15 protein-coding genes, 2 tRNA genes and 1 other RNA gene are annotated in these 15072 nt (G+C 69.9%); 5 read left to right on the top strand and 13 right to left on the bottom strand.

From position 1 onward, the window contains the following. Nucleotides 1-3: 3 nt before the first annotated feature. From ACOQFR_RS10185 to dnaX, 4 genes are read right to left on the bottom strand one after another with little or no spacing between them, the layout of a single operon-like run. On the bottom strand, nt 4-348 hold the full coding sequence (locus tag ACOQFR_RS10185) for a histidine triad nucleotide-binding protein (RefSeq protein ID WP_421381497.1): 345 nt from the start codon (nt 346-348) through the stop codon (nt 4-6). A gap of 10 nt (nt 349-358) precedes the next feature. Continuing rightward, nucleotides 359-961, bottom strand: coding sequence for a recombination mediator RecR (gene recR / locus ACOQFR_RS10180; RefSeq protein WP_421381495.1), 603 nt, complete (start codon nt 959-961; stop codon nt 359-361). Between the two features lie 10 nt (nt 962-971). After that, complete coding sequence (locus ACOQFR_RS10175; protein WP_421381493.1) at nt 972-1298, bottom strand: YbaB/EbfC family nucleoid-associated protein; 327 nt, start codon at nt 1296-1298, stop codon at nt 972-974. Nucleotides 1299-1313: 15 nt separating this feature from the next. Next, a complete protein-coding gene (dnaX, locus tag ACOQFR_RS10170; RefSeq protein WP_421381491.1) occupies nt 1314-3074 on the bottom strand; it encodes a DNA polymerase III subunit gamma/tau in 1761 nt (586 codons plus the stop codon). A gap of 138 nt (nt 3075-3212) precedes the next feature. Here dnaX and ACOQFR_RS10165 point away from each other — a divergent pair. Then, nucleotides 3213-3305, top strand: a tRNA-Ser gene (locus tag ACOQFR_RS10165). A gap of 113 nt (nt 3306-3418) precedes the next feature. Beyond that, an RNA gene (ffs, locus tag ACOQFR_RS10160) (signal recognition particle sRNA small type) lies at nt 3419-3515 on the top strand. A gap of 261 nt (nt 3516-3776) precedes the next feature. Here the strand turns inward: ffs and ACOQFR_RS10155 are convergent. Genes ACOQFR_RS10155 through ACOQFR_RS10130 form a run of 6 tightly spaced genes read right to left on the bottom strand, consistent with a single transcriptional unit; the run spans nt 3777 to nt 7447 of the window. After that, nucleotides 3777-4196 (bottom strand): molybdenum cofactor biosynthesis protein MoaE, encoded by a 420-nt coding sequence (locus ACOQFR_RS10155; protein ID WP_421381489.1) that lies wholly within the window; start codon nt 4194-4196, stop codon nt 3777-3779. Beyond that, nucleotides 4193-4429 carry a MoaD/ThiS family protein gene (locus ACOQFR_RS10150; protein ID WP_421381487.1) on the bottom strand — a complete coding sequence of 79 codons (237 nt, stop codon included), beginning with the start codon at nt 4427-4429 and terminating at the stop codon, nt 4193-4195. The genes ACOQFR_RS10155 and ACOQFR_RS10150 overlap by 4 nt, the downstream gene beginning before the upstream one ends. Continuing rightward, complete coding sequence (gene moaC / locus ACOQFR_RS10145) at nt 4426-4914, bottom strand: cyclic pyranopterin monophosphate synthase MoaC (RefSeq protein ID WP_421381485.1); 489 nt, start codon at nt 4912-4914, stop codon at nt 4426-4428. The genes ACOQFR_RS10150 and moaC overlap by 4 nt, the downstream gene beginning before the upstream one ends. Further along, nucleotides 4915-5925, bottom strand: a complete 1011-nt coding sequence (gene moaA, locus ACOQFR_RS10140; protein ID WP_421383269.1) for a GTP 3',8-cyclase MoaA — start codon at nt 5923-5925, stop codon at nt 4915-4917. 11 nt (nt 5926-5936) lie between these two features. Next, nucleotides 5937-6701 carry an MBL fold metallo-hydrolase gene (locus ACOQFR_RS10135; RefSeq protein ID WP_421381483.1) on the bottom strand — a complete coding sequence of 255 codons (765 nt, stop codon included), beginning with the start codon at nt 6699-6701 and terminating at the stop codon, nt 5937-5939. Further along, nucleotides 6698-7447 carry a 3-deoxy-D-manno-octulosonic acid kinase gene (locus ACOQFR_RS10130; protein WP_421381481.1) on the bottom strand — a complete coding sequence of 250 codons (750 nt, stop codon included), beginning with the start codon at nt 7445-7447 and terminating at the stop codon, nt 6698-6700. The genes ACOQFR_RS10135 and ACOQFR_RS10130 overlap by 4 nt, the downstream gene beginning before the upstream one ends. Nucleotides 7448-7471: 24 nt before the next feature. On the opposite strand from ACOQFR_RS10130, the gene ACOQFR_RS10125 reads away from it, so the two are divergent. From ACOQFR_RS10125 to ACOQFR_RS10115, 3 genes are all read left to right on the top strand, one after another. Beyond that, on the top strand, nt 7472-8542 hold the full coding sequence (locus ACOQFR_RS10125; RefSeq protein ID WP_421383267.1) for a glycosyltransferase family 9 protein: 1071 nt from the start codon (nt 7472-7474) through the stop codon (nt 8540-8542). Nucleotides 8543-8671: 129 nt separating this feature from the next. Continuing rightward, entirely contained in the window at nt 8672-10873 is a 2202-nt protein-coding gene (locus ACOQFR_RS10120) for a DUF1800 family protein (RefSeq protein ID WP_421381479.1), read from the top strand. Nucleotides 10874-10876: 3 nt separating this feature from the next. Next, nucleotides 10877-12346, top strand: coding sequence for a DUF1501 domain-containing protein (locus tag ACOQFR_RS10115; RefSeq protein ID WP_421381477.1), 1470 nt, complete (start codon nt 10877-10879; stop codon nt 12344-12346). Nucleotides 12347-12368: 22 nt separating this feature from the next. On the opposite strand, the gene ACOQFR_RS10110 is transcribed toward ACOQFR_RS10115, so the two are convergent. The 3 genes from ACOQFR_RS10110 to ACOQFR_RS10100 all read right to left on the bottom strand — a co-directional run bounded on the left by ACOQFR_RS10110 (nt 12369) and on the right by ACOQFR_RS10100 (nt 14937). Further along, complete coding sequence (locus ACOQFR_RS10110) at nt 12369-12776, bottom strand: DUF6165 family protein (RefSeq protein ID WP_421381475.1); 408 nt, start codon at nt 12774-12776, stop codon at nt 12369-12371. Between the two features lie 103 nt (nt 12777-12879). Further along, nucleotides 12880-12969 (bottom strand) — tRNA-Ser (locus tag ACOQFR_RS10105). A gap of 69 nt (nt 12970-13038) precedes the next feature. Next, nucleotides 13039-14937 (bottom strand): caspase family protein, encoded by a 1899-nt coding sequence (locus ACOQFR_RS10100; RefSeq protein WP_421381473.1) that lies wholly within the window; start codon nt 14935-14937, stop codon nt 13039-13041. Nucleotides 14938-15072 lie beyond the last annotated feature (135 nt).

Genomic DNA, 15072 nt, shown 5'->3' with positions numbered 1-15072 from the left:
GGCTCAGCCCGGCGGCCAGGTCAGCGGGCGTCCGGCCAGCAGGTGCAGGTGGATGTGGAACACGGTCTGCCCGCCGTCGCGGTTGCAGTTCATCACCACGCGGTAGCCGTCGTCCGCGAAGCCTTCCCGCTTCGCGTAGGCCGCCGCGGCCATCGCCAGGCGGCCCACCACGGCCTCATCGCCGGGAACCAGGTCGTTGAGCGTGGCCACCGGCTGTTTGGGAATGAACAGCACGTGCACCGGCGCCTGCGGATGGATGTCGCGGAAGGCCAGCACGTGCTCGTCCTCGAACACGATGTCGGCGGGGATCTCGCGGGCGATGATCTTGTCGAAGATGGTGCCGGGCATGCGGGTGTCCTCAGGTCGACAGGTCGATGCGCGAACCGAAGGCGTGCGCCAGGGTGCCGCGGTCCACGTATTCCAGTTCGCCGCCCAGCGGCACGCCATGCGCCAGCCGGGTCGGCTTCACCTTGGCCTGGTGCGCCAGCTGCGCCAGGTAATGCGCCGTGGCTTCGCCCTCGACCGTGGGGTTGGTGGCGATGATCAGCTCGCGCGCCTCGCCGGTGGCCAGGCGATCGGCCAGCTTGTCCAGGCCCAGCTCGCGCGGACCGATGCCATCCAGCGGCGACAGCCGGCCCTGCAGCACGAAATAGAGGCCGCGGTAGCCCGTGGCCTGCTCGATCACCAGCCGGTCGGCCGGTGACTCGATCACGCACAGCAGGCTGCGGTCACGCGAGCCGCTGGCGCACAGCGCGCAGATCGGCATTTCGCTGAAGTCGCGGCAGGATTCGCAGTGGCCCACGCGCTCCACCGCCTCGGCCAGCGCGGCGGCCAGGCGCAGGCCGCCCTCGCGTTCGCGTTCAAGCAGGTGGTAGGCCATGCGCTGCGCCGATTTCTGGCCCACGCCAGGCAGGCAGCGCAGCGCCTCGATCAGCTGTTCGAGCAGGGGCGAGGCGCTCATGCGGTCCTGTTCAGAACATGCCCGGCAGCTTCATGCCCGGCGGGATCGGCATGCCGGCGGTGGCGGCGGACATGCGCTTGCCGCTCTCCTCGTTGGCCTTGTTGACCGCGTCGTTGAAGGCTGCGGCGATCAGGTCCTCGGCCATCTCCGCGTCGGCGAACACCGACGGATCGATTCGCACGCTGCGGCACTCCATCTTGCCGGTGAGCGTGACCTTGACCATGCCGCCGCCGGACTGCCCCAGCACTTCGACCGTGGCCAGCTCGTCCTGGGCCTTCTTCAGGTTTTCCTGCATGCGCTGGGCTTGCTGCATGAGTTGCGCGATGTTGCCTCGCATGGTCGTTTCCTTCTGTCAGTGATCGTCGAGGGGACGGATGGTTTCGGTCAGCACGGTGGCGCCCTGCTGCACCAGCCGGCTAACCACCGGGTCGGCCAGGAAGTCGGATTCGGCGCCGGCCTGGCGCTCGCCGCGCTCGCGCTGGGTGCGCGAGTGCAGGGTTTCCGACGCGGTGTTGCGCGCCGATTCGAAGCGGATGACGGGCGGAGCACCGAGCGGACCGCCCAGTGCCTGGGCCAGCTGTCGCACCAGGCTGTCGCTGCGCAGGTGGTCGAAGCTGTCGGGCAGGGAAAGCTGCAGCACGCCGTCGGCATGGCCGCAGAACGCGCTGTGCGCCGCCAACTCGCGCACCGGCCCCTTCAGGCCGACGCCGGCCACCAGCGAAAGCCAATCGTCCACCGTTGCCAGCACCGCGCCTGCCGGAGACGACATGCCGGTCGGCGACCTGGCCGGTTCGGGCGACGGCGTCCGCGATACGGCCGGGGGCGACGGAGCGATCGCTTCAGGGATGGACGGCAGCGACGGCGCAGCGCGCGCCGCGACCGCGTGCGGGGTCGCCTTCGGTGCGGACAAGGTGACCGCTGCCTCACGTGCCGGAGGCGATGCCGTGGAGCCCGCTGCCTGCGAACCGGAGGTGGATCTTCCCGCCGCGCCTGCGCCCGCAGCGGGCGGCAGCACGGTGGCTGCGCCGCCCGGCCCCGCCGGCCGGAAGGCCAGCATGCGCAGCAGCGCCATTTCGAAGCCGGTGCGCGGGCTGGGCGCCAGGCCCAGGTCGCGACGCCCGGTGACGGCCATCTGGTACCAGAGCTGCACCACGTCGGGCGACAGGGCCGCGGCCCAGGCCTCGATGCCCGGCGGCTCGGCGTCGCCGGCGAAGCCCGGCACCATCTGGCGCAGCTGGATGCGATGCAGCGTGGTGGCCAGGTCTTCGAGCACGTGGCCGAAGTCGGGCGAGAACGAAGCCAGGTCCTGGATGCAGGCCAGCAGCGCGCCGCCGTCGCCCGCGGCCAGCGCGTCGAGCAGGGCCGCGATCTGGCTGCGGTCCACGGTGCCGAGCATGGCGTTCACCGCGGCCTGGTTCAGCTGGCCGCCGGTGTAGGCGATGGCCTGGTCGAGCAGGGACAGGCCGTCACGCAGGCTGCCGTCGGCCGCGCGCGCCAGCAGGGAGACCGCGCCGGGCTCGGAGGCGATGCCTTCGGCCTCCAGGATGCGGCTGATCTGGCCGCCTATCTGGCCCTCGTCCAGGCGCCGCAGGTTGAACTGCAGGCAACGGGAGAGCACGGTCACCGGCAGCTTCTGCGGGTCGGTGGTGGCCAGCAGGAACTTGACGTGGCCCGGCGGCTCCTCGAGCGTCTTGAGCAGCGCGTTGAACGCCGCCTTGGACAGCATGTGCACTTCGTCGATCAGGTAGACCTTGGTCTTGCCGCGCGAGGGCATGTACTGCGCGTTGTCGATCAGCTCGCGCACGTCGTCCACGCCGGTGTTGCTGGCGGCATCGATCTCCAGCAGGTCCACGTAGCGGCCGGCGTCGATATCGCGGCAGGCGCCGCACTCGCCGCAGGGCTCGGCGCTGGTGCCGCGCTCGCAGTTGAGCGACTTGGCGAAGATGCGGGCGATGGTGGTCTTGCCGACGCCGCGGGTGCCGGTGAACAGGAAGGCGTGGTGGACCTTGCCGGTTTCCAGCGCATTGCTCAGCGCGCGCACCACGTGCTCCTGCCCCACCAGTTCGGCGAAGCGCCGGGGGCGCCATTTGCGGGCTAGCACGAGGTAGGACATGCGGGGACTCGGGGCAGGTCGGGACCGACAGGCCATTGTGCCAACCCCCCCGCCCCCGGGCCAGCGTGAATCGCCGCGCTTGTCGCTGGGCCCGGCGACAGGTATGATTTCCGGCTTGTTTCAGGCGGTTATCTCTGCGGAGAGATGTCCGAGCGGTTGAAGGAGCACGCCTGGAAAGTGTGTATACGGCTAAACCCCGTATCGAGGGTTCGAATCCCTCTCTCTCCGCCACTTATTCGCACCACCGTCCGCATCGGCCCTGCCGGTGCGGCCGTCCCGGCGCCTCGCGGCCCGGCCCGTTCAAGACGGCGCGCCCCGGTGCGACGTTGGTTTCAATGGTGGCCCCGTCGGCCCCCCGCGACGCTAGTCCGAAAACTCCGCCAGGGCCGGAAGGCAGCAACGGTATTGGATGATGCGGGCGCCGGGGACCGTCGGCGGGGCTACCGCCCCTTCCTCGGGCTGCGCCCGAGCGACGCCCATAGTTTGCTTCGCAAACCATGGGTCCCTGTCCGGACTCCCGATCGCCTGCCCCTGTCGGGGCGCCCCCCTAACAAGGTGGGCTGCGCAGTGAGGATTGTCTCCGGAGAGTAGAACATTGCGTGGTGGGCTGGTCACGCCGGGTCAATCGTTGGACGTTGTCCTATCGGCTCTTTCCGCGTTTTCATCCGCGCTGATCCGCGGCAAAGGCTTCGTCGAAAACAATCACCCTCCCGGATGCAACCAGTCGGCCGCGCCGGTGGCATACCGTTCGTGTTTCCAGATCGGGACGCGCGCCTTGACCTCGTCGATGATCCAGCGGCAGGCGTCGAAGGCGGCGCCGCGGTGCGCGGCGCTGGCGCCGACCCAGACAGCCAGGTCGCCGATCGCCAGTTCACCGGTGCGATGCACGCAGGCGGCGGCGGTGATCGCGAACCGCTGCCTGGCTTCGGCCAGGATGCGTTCCCCTTCCGCCTCGGCCAGGGCCACGTAGGCTTCATAGGCCAGGCCGCGCACCGGCTGCCCTTCGTTGTGGTCGCGCACCCAGCCCTCGAAGCTGGCGTAGGCGCCGGCGTGGGCGTCCAGCAAACGCTCGCGCAAGGGCGCGATGTCGAACGGCACCGGGCTGATCGAGAAGGACTTCATCCGCCCGACACCGGCGGGATGAAGGCCACCTCGCAGCCGTCCCTCAGGGGGCTGGCCCAGTCGGCGAAGTCGCCATCGATCGCCACGCGCAGTCGCGACGCAGACAGCGGAAAGCCGTGGCGCGCACGCAGTTGCTCGTACAGCGACGCCAGCGATTCGGGCAGCGGCCACTGTTCGCTGCTGCAGCCGGCGGCATCGCGCAGGCTGGCGAAATAAAGCACGGTGATGCTCATGGCGCCGCCTTGCCGACGTCGCGCTTGCCGCCGCGTTTGGCCAGCAGCCGGGCCGGCCCGATCACCATCGCATGCGACAGCGCCTTGCACATGTCGTAGACGGTGAGCGCGGCGACCGTGGCGCCGGTCAGGGCCTCCATCTCGACGCCGGTGCGGTGGGTGGTGCGCACCGCGCACTCGATGCGCAGGGTGGCCTCGCCCGACCAGGCCACGTCGAAGCGGCAGCCGTCGATCGGCAGCGGATGGCAGAAGGGAATCAGCTCGTGCGTGCGCTTGACCGCCATCGTGCCGGCGATGATGGCGGTATCCACCACCGCTCCTTTGGCCGTGCTCATGCCCGATTTGCGCAAGGCCGCGGCCACCGCCGGCGGAAACTTGAGCCGGCATTCGGCCACGGCCTGGCGCGCCGTCACCGGCTTGGCCGACACGTCCACCATGGCCGGTCGGCCCCGGGCATCCAGGTGGGTCAGCTTCGCCTTCGCCATTCAGCCTCCGATGTAGAACATTTCGATCTTGCGCCGGTCCGGGCTCGTTTCCGCGCGCTGTTCGCTGTAGCGGTCGCCGCGCTGGCGCCAGAGCTGGGCCAGGTGACCGGCCAGGGCGAGCTCGCCCTGTGCGATCTGCGCGCGCAGCGGCTGGCCACGCGCGGCGAACAGGCAGGTGTAGACCTGGCCGTCGGCCGACAGCCGCGCCCGGTGGCAGTCGCCGCAGAACGGCGCGCTGACGGAGCTGACGAAGCCGACCTCGCCGGCGCCATCGGCGTGGCCGTAACGCGCCGCCACTTCGCCCCGGTACGTGGGCACCAGCGGCCGCAGTGGCCAGCGCGCGCTGATCCGGTCGCGCAGCTCGGCCGAGGGCACCACGCCTTCCCGGCGCCAGCCGTTGCAGTTGCCCACGTCCATGTATTCGATGAAGCGCGGCACGTGTGGAGTGCCGCGGAACCGTTCGACCAGAGCCAGGGCCTGGTCTTCGTTCACGCCCCGCTGCACCACGCAGTTGATCTTGAGCGAAGCGAAGCCCGCGGCTTCGGCCGCGGCGATGCCCGCCATCACGTCGGCCAGGTCGCCCCGTCCGCCGGACAGCGCGCGGAACTGCGCCGGATCCAGCGAGTCCAGGCTGATCGTCAGCCGGTGCAACCCCGCCTCGCGCAGGGCCTGGGCTTGGCCCGCCAGCAGGGAGCCGTTGGTGGTCAACGCCAGGTCGTCGATGCCGGGGATGGCCGCCAGCCGTCGCACGAGCAGCGGCAGGCCCTTGCGCAGCAGCGGCTCGCCGCCGGTGAGGCGCAGCTTGCTGACGCCCAGGCGCGCGAAGGCGCGCACGGCGGTTTCGATCTCGTCGAAATCCAGCCGGCGGGCGCGGTCGAGCGTGCTCTCTTCCGGCGTCAGCCCATCGGGCATGCAGTAGGGGCAGCGGAAGTTGCAGGTCTCGATCACCGAGACGCGCAGGTCGTGCAGCGGACGGCCCAGGCGATCGAGCGGCTGCGTCGCGCCGGGCATCGCGGCCGTGTTCACGTCGACTCCGTCACGCGCGGACCGTTGGGCGGCGGCAACACCAGCGCGTCGCCGGCGCGCGCCACCGTGTAGCCGCGCGCGCGCAGCTGTTCACCGTCCTGCAGCGAGGCGTAGTGGTAGAGCACGCAGCGCGACAGCAGCGCCGGCGGATACTCGCGTTCCAGGTCGTCGATGCCGCTGTGCGAGGGGTTGCCGTGCAGCGCGCAGTCGTGCGCGATGACTTCGCCGGCATCGGCATGGCGCGCCAACATCTCAGGGATGGGCCGGGTGTCGCCGGTCCACACCACGCTGCCGGGCAGGCGCAGGCCGAAGGCCGTGTCGGGCAGGTGGTGCCGGACAGGAAACACTTCGTAGGCATGCTGCCGATGCCAGAAGCCGCGGGTGACCGGCACCAGGTGGAAGGCGTCCCACCAGTTGGCGTCGCCCTCGGCGACCACGCCCGGGTAATCGGCCAGCCGCGACTGCAGGTGCGGCAGCACGGTGACGGGCACGTACAGCCTGACCTTGCCGCGCCGTTCCGGGGCGAAGTACGTGGCGAAGAAAAGCCGCTCCAGCCCCGCCACGTGGTCCATGTGCACGTGAGTGATGAACAGCGCCTCGGGGCGGGCGCCGTAGCGATGTTCGTACGCGGTCAGGGCTTCCTGCCCGCAGTCGATCATCAGCTCCGGTCGGCCGTCGCGCTCGATCACCGCGGAGGCCGAGCCCAGCTCGACCGCCGCCTGCGCGTTGCCCACGCCGAGGAACCGCAGGGCCCAGCTCATGTAGAACGCGCCTGCAGGCGCGCCTGGTAGGCCTCCACCAGGCGTGACATGCCGCCGCGCCAATCCACGCCGACCGGGGACAGCTTGGCCAGCGAGCGCGACAGCCTGGCGAGGTTGGCACGACGCCAGGCCTCGCCGGTACGGCGCCGGCGGCTGCGGTCGAAATCGATCAGCCACGGCGCGCCCTGGGCATCGATCAGGATGTTGTCGGCGTTGAGGTCCGCGTGGTCCACCCCGGCCGCATGGAAGCCGGCCAGCATGCGGCCCACGGCTTCCCAGGGCGCCGTCGCCACATCGGCCTGAAGGCACTGGGCCAGCGTGCGCACGTCCGGAATGCGCTCGACCAGCAAGGCGGCGCGATAGACCAGGCCTTGCCGCCAATAGCCGGCCGCCAGCGGCACCGGTACCGGCAGGCCCTCGGCACGCAGCGCCGAGAGCAGCCGGAACTCGGCCACGCTGCGCACGCCGGCCTCGCCGGTCCAGACGTACCCGTCGCGGCTGATCCGCGCCACCAGGCCGCCGCGCCGATAGTGCCGAAGAACGCCTTCGCCGAACTCGCCGCGAACGAACCAGGCCGAGCCGCGGCCGCCTTGCTGCACCGGCTGCGCCGCGGCGCCGTAGTGCGCCGGATCCAGCAGACGCGCGTCTGCTTGCCGCAGTCGGACCGGGTCGAACACAATCGCCCCCGGACCGCGGGCATCGCGGAATTGCTGTTGGCGCTCGACGGCGGCGGCACTGACTCCCATTCCAGGCCAGTTTAACCAATGCCCGTGAAGCCCGCGCCGCAATCGCTCTGCCTGCTCCGGTTGTCGGCGCTGGGCGACGCCTCCCACGCCCTGGCCCTGGTGCGCACGCTGCAGCAGCATCGCCCGGGGCTGCCGATCACCTGGATCATCGGCAAAGGCGAGGCCCGGCTGCTCGAGGGCCTGGAGGGCGTGGAGTTCGTCGTCTACGACAAGAAGTCCGGGCTGGCGGGATTGCGGGCCCTGCGGGCGCAGCTGGCCGGACGCCGCTTCGACGTGCTGCTGAACCTGCAGCTGGCGCTGCGCGCCGGCCTGCTTTCGACCCTGGTCAGCGCCGACCGGCGCATCGGCTACGACCGCGCGCGCAGCAAGGAAGGCCATTCGCTGTTCATCAACGAACGCATCGCGCCGGGCGGACATCACGTGCTCGACGCCTTTCTGCAGTTCCTGGCGCCGCTGGGCATCGCCGGCCCGCCTGCGCCCTGGCGTTTTCCGGTGCCGCAGGATGCGCACGACTGGGCGGCCGCGCAGCTGCCCGGTGACCAGCCCACCCTGCTGGTGTCGCCCTGCTCCAGCCATGCGCTGCGCAACTGGCGGCCCGAACGCTATGCCGCCGTGGCCGACCACGCGGCCGCGCGCGGTTGGCGGGTCGTGCTGTGTGGCGGGCGCAGCCGGATCGAACGGGAGACCACGGACCGCATCCTGGCGGCGATGCGCGCGCCGGCCCTGGACCTGGTCGGCAAGGACACGCTCAAGCAGCTGCTGGCCCTGCTTGCACGGGCCAGCCTGGTGCTGACCCCCGACGCCGGCCCCACCCACCTGGCCGACGCCATGGGCAGCTCGGTGCTGGGACTGCACGCCTGCACCGATGCCGAGCGCTCGGGTCCCTACCGGGACCGCCGCTGGTGCACCAACCACTATGCCCAGGCGGCGCAGCGCTTCCTGCACAAGCCGGTCAACGAGGTCCGCTGGGGCCGTCGCATCGAATTTCCCGGGGTGATGGACCTGATCGAGGTGGACGAAGTGATCGGCCTGTTCGAGGCCTATGCCGCGGCGGCCGACCGCCGAGGACGGCTGCCAGGCTGGCAACCGGCCTGACACCCGGCGCCCCGCACTGCGGAAACGTGACCGGCTGCACAGTTTGCCCTTGGCCTTAGTGTAAATTTCCGCTGAACGCCGCTTCCCCAACGGCGCCCCCCCCCCACTGCGGTACCTGGAGTCGCTGGCATGCGCCCCCTACACCTAGTCTTGTGCCTGGCCTTCCCCCTGGCGCTGGCCTGCGTCCCGGCTTCCGCCCAGACCTTGCCTGCCTTGCGTACCTTCGCCAGCACGGCGGTCGCCCAGCACAGTGGCCGCTGCATGGAGCTGCCGGGTGCCGTGGCCACCCTGGACATCCAGCTGGTGCAGAACACCTGCAATGGCCGCCCCGAGCAGGGATTCCGCTTCGAGCCCGTCTCCGGCGTGGTGCAGGGCGTCAAACTGCGTACGTCGACCAATGCCTGCGTCGGACCGCGTGCGGCCGCCACCGCCAACGGCACCGCCCTCGTCCAGCAGGCCTGCAGCGCCGGCGCCGAGCAGAACTTCCGCCTCGAGGCCATCAACGCGTCCACCACGTACCGGCTGCGGCACATGAGTTCGGGCCGCTGCATGGAAATCAGCGGCAGCTCGCAGCAGGCCGGTGGCCGCGTGCAACTTTGGGACTGCCAGTCGCCGACGTCGGGCCGCAACCAGAACTGGGGCATGGGCGGCGCCAGCGCAGGCGGCTTCACCACCAGCCTGCCGGTGCCGGCGAACCAGGCCGAGGCCTCGCGCTTCCTGCAGCAGGCCACCTACGGTGCCACCCCGGCCGAGATCCAGCGCGTGGTGTCGCTGGGGTATGCCGGCTGGATCGACAACCAGTTCACGCGACCCGCCACCCTGCACCTGGCCGTGCACACGGCGATGCAGAACGAGCTGATGCCGCACTACACCGATGCCAGCGACCGGACCTGCACCTTCTCCTGGGGCTGCAACCTGAGCCGCCACGACGCCTGGATGCAGATCGCGGTGACCGGCGAGGACCAGCTGCGCCAGCGCGTGGCGTTCGCGCTGAGCCAGCTGTTCGTGATCTCCGACGTCAGCGACAACGTGGGTTATTCGCACCTGGCGGTCAGCGACTACTACGACACCCTGGCGGTGAATGCCTTCGGCAACTACCGCACGCTGCTGGAGGAAGTGACGCTGCACCCGCTGATGGGCCGCTACCTGGGCATGCTGCAGAACGAAAAGGCCAATGCCAGCCAGAACACCGAGCCCGACGAAAACTTCGCGCGCGAAGTGATGCAGCTGTTCTCGATCGGCCTGGTCGAACTCAACACCAACGGCACGCCGCGGCTGGACCCGGCCGGCAATCCGATCCCGACCTACAACAACGCCGTCATCACCAACATGGCGCGCGCGCTGACCGGATGGAACTTCGGCGGGGCCACCAGCTGGTGGGCATGGGAAGACACGGTGAAGCTGCCCGGCCTGATCCAGTCCATGACGCCCTGGGCCAACTACCACGACACCGGCGCCAAGACCCTGCTCAACGGTGCCAGCGTGCCGGCCGGCGGCACCGCGCAGGCTGACCTGAAGGCGGCGCTGGACAACCTGGCCAACCATCCCAACGTCGGCCCCTTCGTGGCGCGGCACCTGATCCAGCGGCTGGTGACCAGCAACCCGTCCCCGGCTTACATCCAGCGCGTGGCGACCGTGTTCAACAACAATGGCTCGGGCGTGCGCGGCGACCTGCGCGCGGTCGTGCGGGCCATCCTGCTCGACACCGAGGCGCGCGACATGACCATCGCGGCCCGCGACGACTTCGGCAAGGTGAAGGAGCCGATGCTGCGCCAGACCGCCATCTGGCGCGCCTTCCCCACCGAGGGCCAGGCGGTGGCCACGCCCGCCGGCGCCACCACGCGCGCCTTCCTGCGCAATCGCGGCGCCGGCCCGGAGATGGGCCAGACGGTGATGTCCTCGCCGTCGGTATTCAACTTCTACCGGCCCAACTACCAGCCGCCCGGTGAGATGCGCCGGCGCGGCCTGTACGCCCCCGAGCTGCAGATCCTCAACGAAGCCTCGGCCATGTCGACCTACAACCACTGGCACGGGCGCCTCTTCCAGATGGACCGCGATGACACCAGCCTCGCGGCGACGGTCAGCGATCCGCGCTTCTACACCGCGCGCATGCGCCTGAACCTGTCGGTCGAGAAGGGCCTGGCGGTGTCGCCGGGCGCGCTGGCCGACCGCCTGAACCTGCTGCTGATGGCGGGCCGCATGACCCCGGCCATGCGGCAGATCCTGGTGGACGCGGCCTATGCCACGCCGCTCAACGACGGCGGCGGCGATCGGGTGGAAGACATGATCTTCCTGATCGCCTCGTCCTCCCAATTTGCGGCGCAGAGGTAGGCCATGAGCGAACATCCTTCTCCGTCGCGCCGCCGCTTCCTGGCGCAGTCCGCACAGATCGCCCTGGGCAGCGCCGCCGCCTGGGCCACGATGGGCCAGCTGCAGCTGGTGCAGGCGGCCACCCGCCCGCAGCCCGACGATTTCCGGGCCATGGTCTGCATCTACCTGTTCGGCGGCAACGACAGCTTCAACATGCTGGTGCCCCGTACCGCCAGCGCGTACACGCAATACCAGGCCGCCCGGCCGGCGCTGTCGATCCCGCAGGCCTCGCTGCTGCCGCTCAATGCACTCAGCGGTACCGGCGGCGTGGACTGGGGGCTGCACCCGGCGATGGCCGAGATGCAGGCCCTGTTCAACGGCGGCCAGGCCGCGCTGCTGGCCAACGTCGGGCCGCTGGTGGCGCCGACCACCAAGGCCACTTACCAGAACCGCAGCGTGCCGCTCCCGCCGGAGCTGTTCTCGCACGTGGACCAGCAGGCCTACAGCCTGTCCATGGGCAGCGAGACCGCCGCCAAGACCGGCTGGGGGGCGCGCATCGCCGACCGCCTGGGCGACTACGGCCTCGTGTCGGGCGAAGGCCTGCCGGCCAGCATCTCGCTGTCGGGTTCGAACATGTGGCAGGCCGGTGCCGGCCAGGGCATCTACACGATGGGCAGCACCGGCCCGTCGCGCATCAACGACACCCTGCGCGACTCCACCTGGACCCGCACGATCCCGCGCCGCGAGGCCTTCTACAAACTGCTCGATTCGGCCCAGCGCGACGCCTCGGTGTTCACGCGCGAGCACGCACGCACCAGCCGGCGTGCGATCGAGTTCAGCGAGTTCGCGTACAACGCGATCAACAGCGCGCCGGCGATCACCACCGCCTTCCCCACGCCCAGCAGCAACCGGCTGTCCGATCCGCTGCGCACCGTGGCCCGCACCATCGCGGCACGGCAGGCGCTGGGCCAGAAGCGCCAGGTCTTCTTCGTGGGCCTGGGCGGTTGGGACACGCACGACAACCTGATCGTGGACCATGAGCGCCTGCTCGGCACCCTGAGCGCCGCCATGGCCGCCTTCTACCGCGCCACGGTCGAGCTGGGGGTGTCCGAACAGGTCACCACCTTCACCCTGTCCGACTTCGGCCGCACGCTCAATAACAATGGCGACGGCAGCGACCACGGCTGGGGCGGCCACAGCTGGATGCTGGGCGGCGACGTGGTGGGCCGGAAGATCTACGGCCAGGTGGCCGAGATGCGGCTGGGCAGCGACCTGGACGTGGGCCGCGGCCGCATGATCCCGACCACCGCGATCGAGCAGCTGGGCAGCACGATGGCGCGCTGGTTCGGACTGCGCTACGGCGATGCGATGGAGATCTTCCCCAACCTGCGCAACTTCGGCACCGGCGCCGACTACCTGCCGATGCTGGCCAGCAGCAACCGCCTGCTCAATGAAGTGGACTTCGACCGGCGCCTGATCGGCGGCGGCAAGTAAGGCATTCGGCCAGGCCCGGCGCTCAGGCGCCGGGCTTGGCGCGATAGTCCTCGTAGGACTTTTCCTCGACGTAGGCCGAGCCCAGCGCCAGGTTGATGTCCTTCTTGATGCGGGCCCGCTCGTCGTTCTCGAAATAGACCGCGCGCGCCAGGCGAACGAACTCGGCGTCGAAGGCCTGGGCCTTTTCCTTGAGCCGGATGTCGTCCTCGATCACCCAGAGCCGTTCGTTGACGGCCTTCAGCTCGGCGCGCAGCCGCACGATGTCCTTTGACGCCAGCGGATGGGCCAGCCACAGGGCCTCGAGCGCGTTGAGCTCGTTGCGCACGTTGGCCAGCTTGGCCGGGTCGCTCATTCGCTCGGACTTGATCTGCAGGATGGCGATCTTGTCGAGGAACTCGCCAAAGGACACGGGGGCGTGGATTTCGGACATGGGGCGGCTCGCTTCGGGGTGGGCCAAGTCTAGCGCGGGCCGGGAAGGCCTTGGCCCGCCAAGAAAAAGGGGACCCCGCCGGGGTCCCCTTTTTGCATCGGTATGGCGGAGAGGGTGGGATTCGAACCCACGGTAGGCTCACACCTACGCCTGATTTCGAGTCAGGTACATTCGACCACTCTGCCACCTCTCCGGACCCCGGCGTAGCGGTCGCACCGCCGGGGCCGCGAATTATAGGCGGCCCCGCGCCGCTCCGCCAGCCTCAGGGCCCGGTCGCGGCGCCCGCCCCCCGCGGCATGAAGAAGAACTCGCCGCTTTCGTGGCCGGCATAGCGGATCGGCGAGTATTCGGGCACCTGCGGCACCGGGGAGTCCATCGCCCCCAGGGCCAGCGAGGTCGAGACTTCCCGGAACAGGCGCTGGGCCTCGAGCAGCTTGTTGTTGTCCTGCAGCACGTTCAGGAAGGCCCGGGCGAAATAGCTGTGCTTGCCGGTACCGGTATCGGGCACCGGCTGCACCCCGCCCGAGGTCAGGGCGGTGCGCGAACGGCCGTTGACCATGGCCTTGACCCAGCCCGCCCACTTGTCGCCGGCCATCGCCCCCGCGTCGAAGGTGGGCGCCGAGGCCCGGGTCATGGTGCCCGAGTAGCAGGAATCGGCGACCACCAGCACGTGCCGGGCCGGCACGGTGTTGAGGATGTCGCTGATGGCGGCGTTGGAGATCCAGGTCTTCTCGGCGTTGGCCGCACCGTCGGTCGGCACCCAGTAGCCCTGGCCGCGGCTGTCTATCTCGCCGTGGCCGGCGTAGTAGATCAGCAGGTTGTCCTCGGGCTTGAGGTTCTCGCGCATCTCGTTGAGCGCGGTGAGGATCTCCAGCCGGCCGCCGTTGAGCACCAGGGTGGTCTGGTAGCCGTAGCGCGACTTGAGCATGGCCGCGACTGCATTGGCGTCGTTGGCCGCGCTCTTGAGCGCCGGATACGCGGCATCGCGATAGGCGTTGTTGCCGATCACCACCGCGTAGTACTTGCCCAGCTTCACGCCGCCCGGAAGGCGTCCATCGCCGCCGGCCGGCGAACTGGCCGACGCGGACGCCGACGCCGCCTGCGGCAGCAGCGTGAAGTCCAGCTGCGCGCGACCGCCCTTGCGGTCCACCGCGGCCACCTGGACCTGCGCGCCTGCCGCCGGCACGTCGACCTGCGCGCTGAAGCCGCCGTTGGCATTGAGCGGCGCCGGCTGGCCGTTGACGGTGATCGCGCTGACGAGCTGCGGCGAGGTCACGCGACCCACCACCTGGCGCTTGCCGGGGCCGCCGCGATAGACGGCGGTGTTGCGGCCGCGCGTGGCGACGAACACCGGATCCAGGATCTCGAGCGTGGGCACCGCGGCATAGCTGCCCCCGGCACCCGCGCCCGCGCGCTGCTCGAGCGACGCCAGCTGCGTGCGCTGGCTGTTGATCTGTTCTTCCTGCGCCAGCAGCTGGTTCTCCAGCACCTTGGCCAGGTCGTTGTCCTGCTGCTGCTGCGCCTGCACCAGCTTCGCGCGGGTGTCGGCCAGCTCGCGGCTGGCGGCCTGCAGCGCGCTGCGCCGCTGCGCGAGTTCACGCTGCAGCTGCTGCACCTGCTCGCGCAGCTCGGCCTGCTGCGCCTCGCCTTCGGCCACTTCCTGCTGCAGCCCGCTGATCTGTTCGTCGCGGGCCTTGATCTGCACCTGCACCACCGAGGCATACAGCAGCTCGTCCTGGATGCCGGAGGCTTCGCGATACAGGTTCAGTGCGGCGGCCTGGTCCTGCGCCACGCCCAGGCCCTGCTCGTACAGGAAACCCAGGTTGATCTTGGCGCGACCGTAGCCCTGGTCGGCCGCCTTCTTGAACCACTGGAAAGCCATGCCGTAATCGGGCTCGGTGCCCAGTCCCTTGGCGTAGATTTCGCCGACGTTGTTCTGCGCCTCGGCGCTGCCGCCCATCGCGCCTTCCAGCCACACCTTGAGCGCGGTCTGGTAGTTCGCGCGATCGTAGGCGACGAATTCGCCGCCGCGGATCTCGCAGTCGGCCTGCGTGGTGCGCACCGGACGGCGCGCGCTGAGGTAAGTGGCCTGGCGTCCGAGCTTGCGGATCTGGCCCGGCAACAGGCAGTCCACGATCATCAGGTCTTCGGCGTTGCGCACCGCAGCAAGCGGGGTTTCGACGGGCCAACCGGCCGCCAGCACCACCAGGCAAGATGAAACACTAACGAGAAGTCGGGAACGAACCGGACATGTTTTGCGCGCGATCATTGGCATGGCTCCATTGGGAGCATGCGG

Source organism: Arenimonas sp. MALMAid1274, from assembly GCF_049195245.1.
In the GTDB taxonomy this organism is placed as follows: Bacteria; Pseudomonadota; Gammaproteobacteria; order Xanthomonadales; family Xanthomonadaceae; genus Arenimonas.
The sequence above is the reverse complement of the archived record's forward strand: the minus strand, read 5'-3'. Positions and strand labels throughout refer to the sequence as shown.

Excerpts from the sequence above, each read along its gene's own strand:
- ACOQFR_RS10185 (WP_421381497.1), bottom strand. The coding sequence starts at position 348 with ATGCCCGGCACCATCTTCGACAAGATCATCGCCCGCGAGATCCCCGCC.
- recR (WP_421381495.1), bottom strand. The coding sequence starts at position 961 with ATGAGCGCCTCGCCCCTGCTCGAACAGCTGATCGAGGCGCTGCGCTGC.
- ACOQFR_RS10175 (WP_421381493.1), bottom strand. The coding sequence starts at position 1,298 with ATGCGAGGCAACATCGCGCAACTCATGCAGCAAGCCCAGCGCATGCAG.
- dnaX (WP_421381491.1), bottom strand. The coding sequence starts at position 3,074 with ATGTCCTACCTCGTGCTAGCCCGCAAATGGCGCCCCCGGCGCTTCGCC.
- ACOQFR_RS10155 (WP_421381489.1), bottom strand. The coding sequence starts at position 4,196 with ATGAAGTCCTTCTCGATCAGCCCGGTGCCGTTCGACATCGCGCCCTTG.
- ACOQFR_RS10150 (WP_421381487.1), bottom strand. The coding sequence starts at position 4,429 with ATGAGCATCACCGTGCTTTATTTCGCCAGCCTGCGCGATGCCGCCGGC.
- moaC (WP_421381485.1), bottom strand. The coding sequence starts at position 4,914 with ATGGCGAAGGCGAAGCTGACCCACCTGGATGCCCGGGGCCGACCGGCC.
- moaA (WP_421383269.1), bottom strand. The coding sequence starts at position 5,925 with ATGCCCGGCGCGACGCAGCCGCTCGATCGCCTGGGCCGTCCGCTGCAC.
- ACOQFR_RS10135 (WP_421381483.1), bottom strand. The coding sequence starts at position 6,701 with ATGAGCTGGGCCCTGCGGTTCCTCGGCGTGGGCAACGCGCAGGCGGCG.
- ACOQFR_RS10130 (WP_421381481.1), bottom strand. The coding sequence starts at position 7,447 with ATGGGAGTCAGTGCCGCCGCCGTCGAGCGCCAACAGCAATTCCGCGAT.
- ACOQFR_RS10120 (WP_421381479.1), top strand. The coding sequence starts at position 8,672 with ATGCGCCCCCTACACCTAGTCTTGTGCCTGGCCTTCCCCCTGGCGCTG.
- ACOQFR_RS10115 (WP_421381477.1), top strand. The coding sequence starts at position 10,877 with ATGAGCGAACATCCTTCTCCGTCGCGCCGCCGCTTCCTGGCGCAGTCC.
- ACOQFR_RS10110 (WP_421381475.1), bottom strand. The coding sequence starts at position 12,776 with ATGTCCGAAATCCACGCCCCCGTGTCCTTTGGCGAGTTCCTCGACAAG.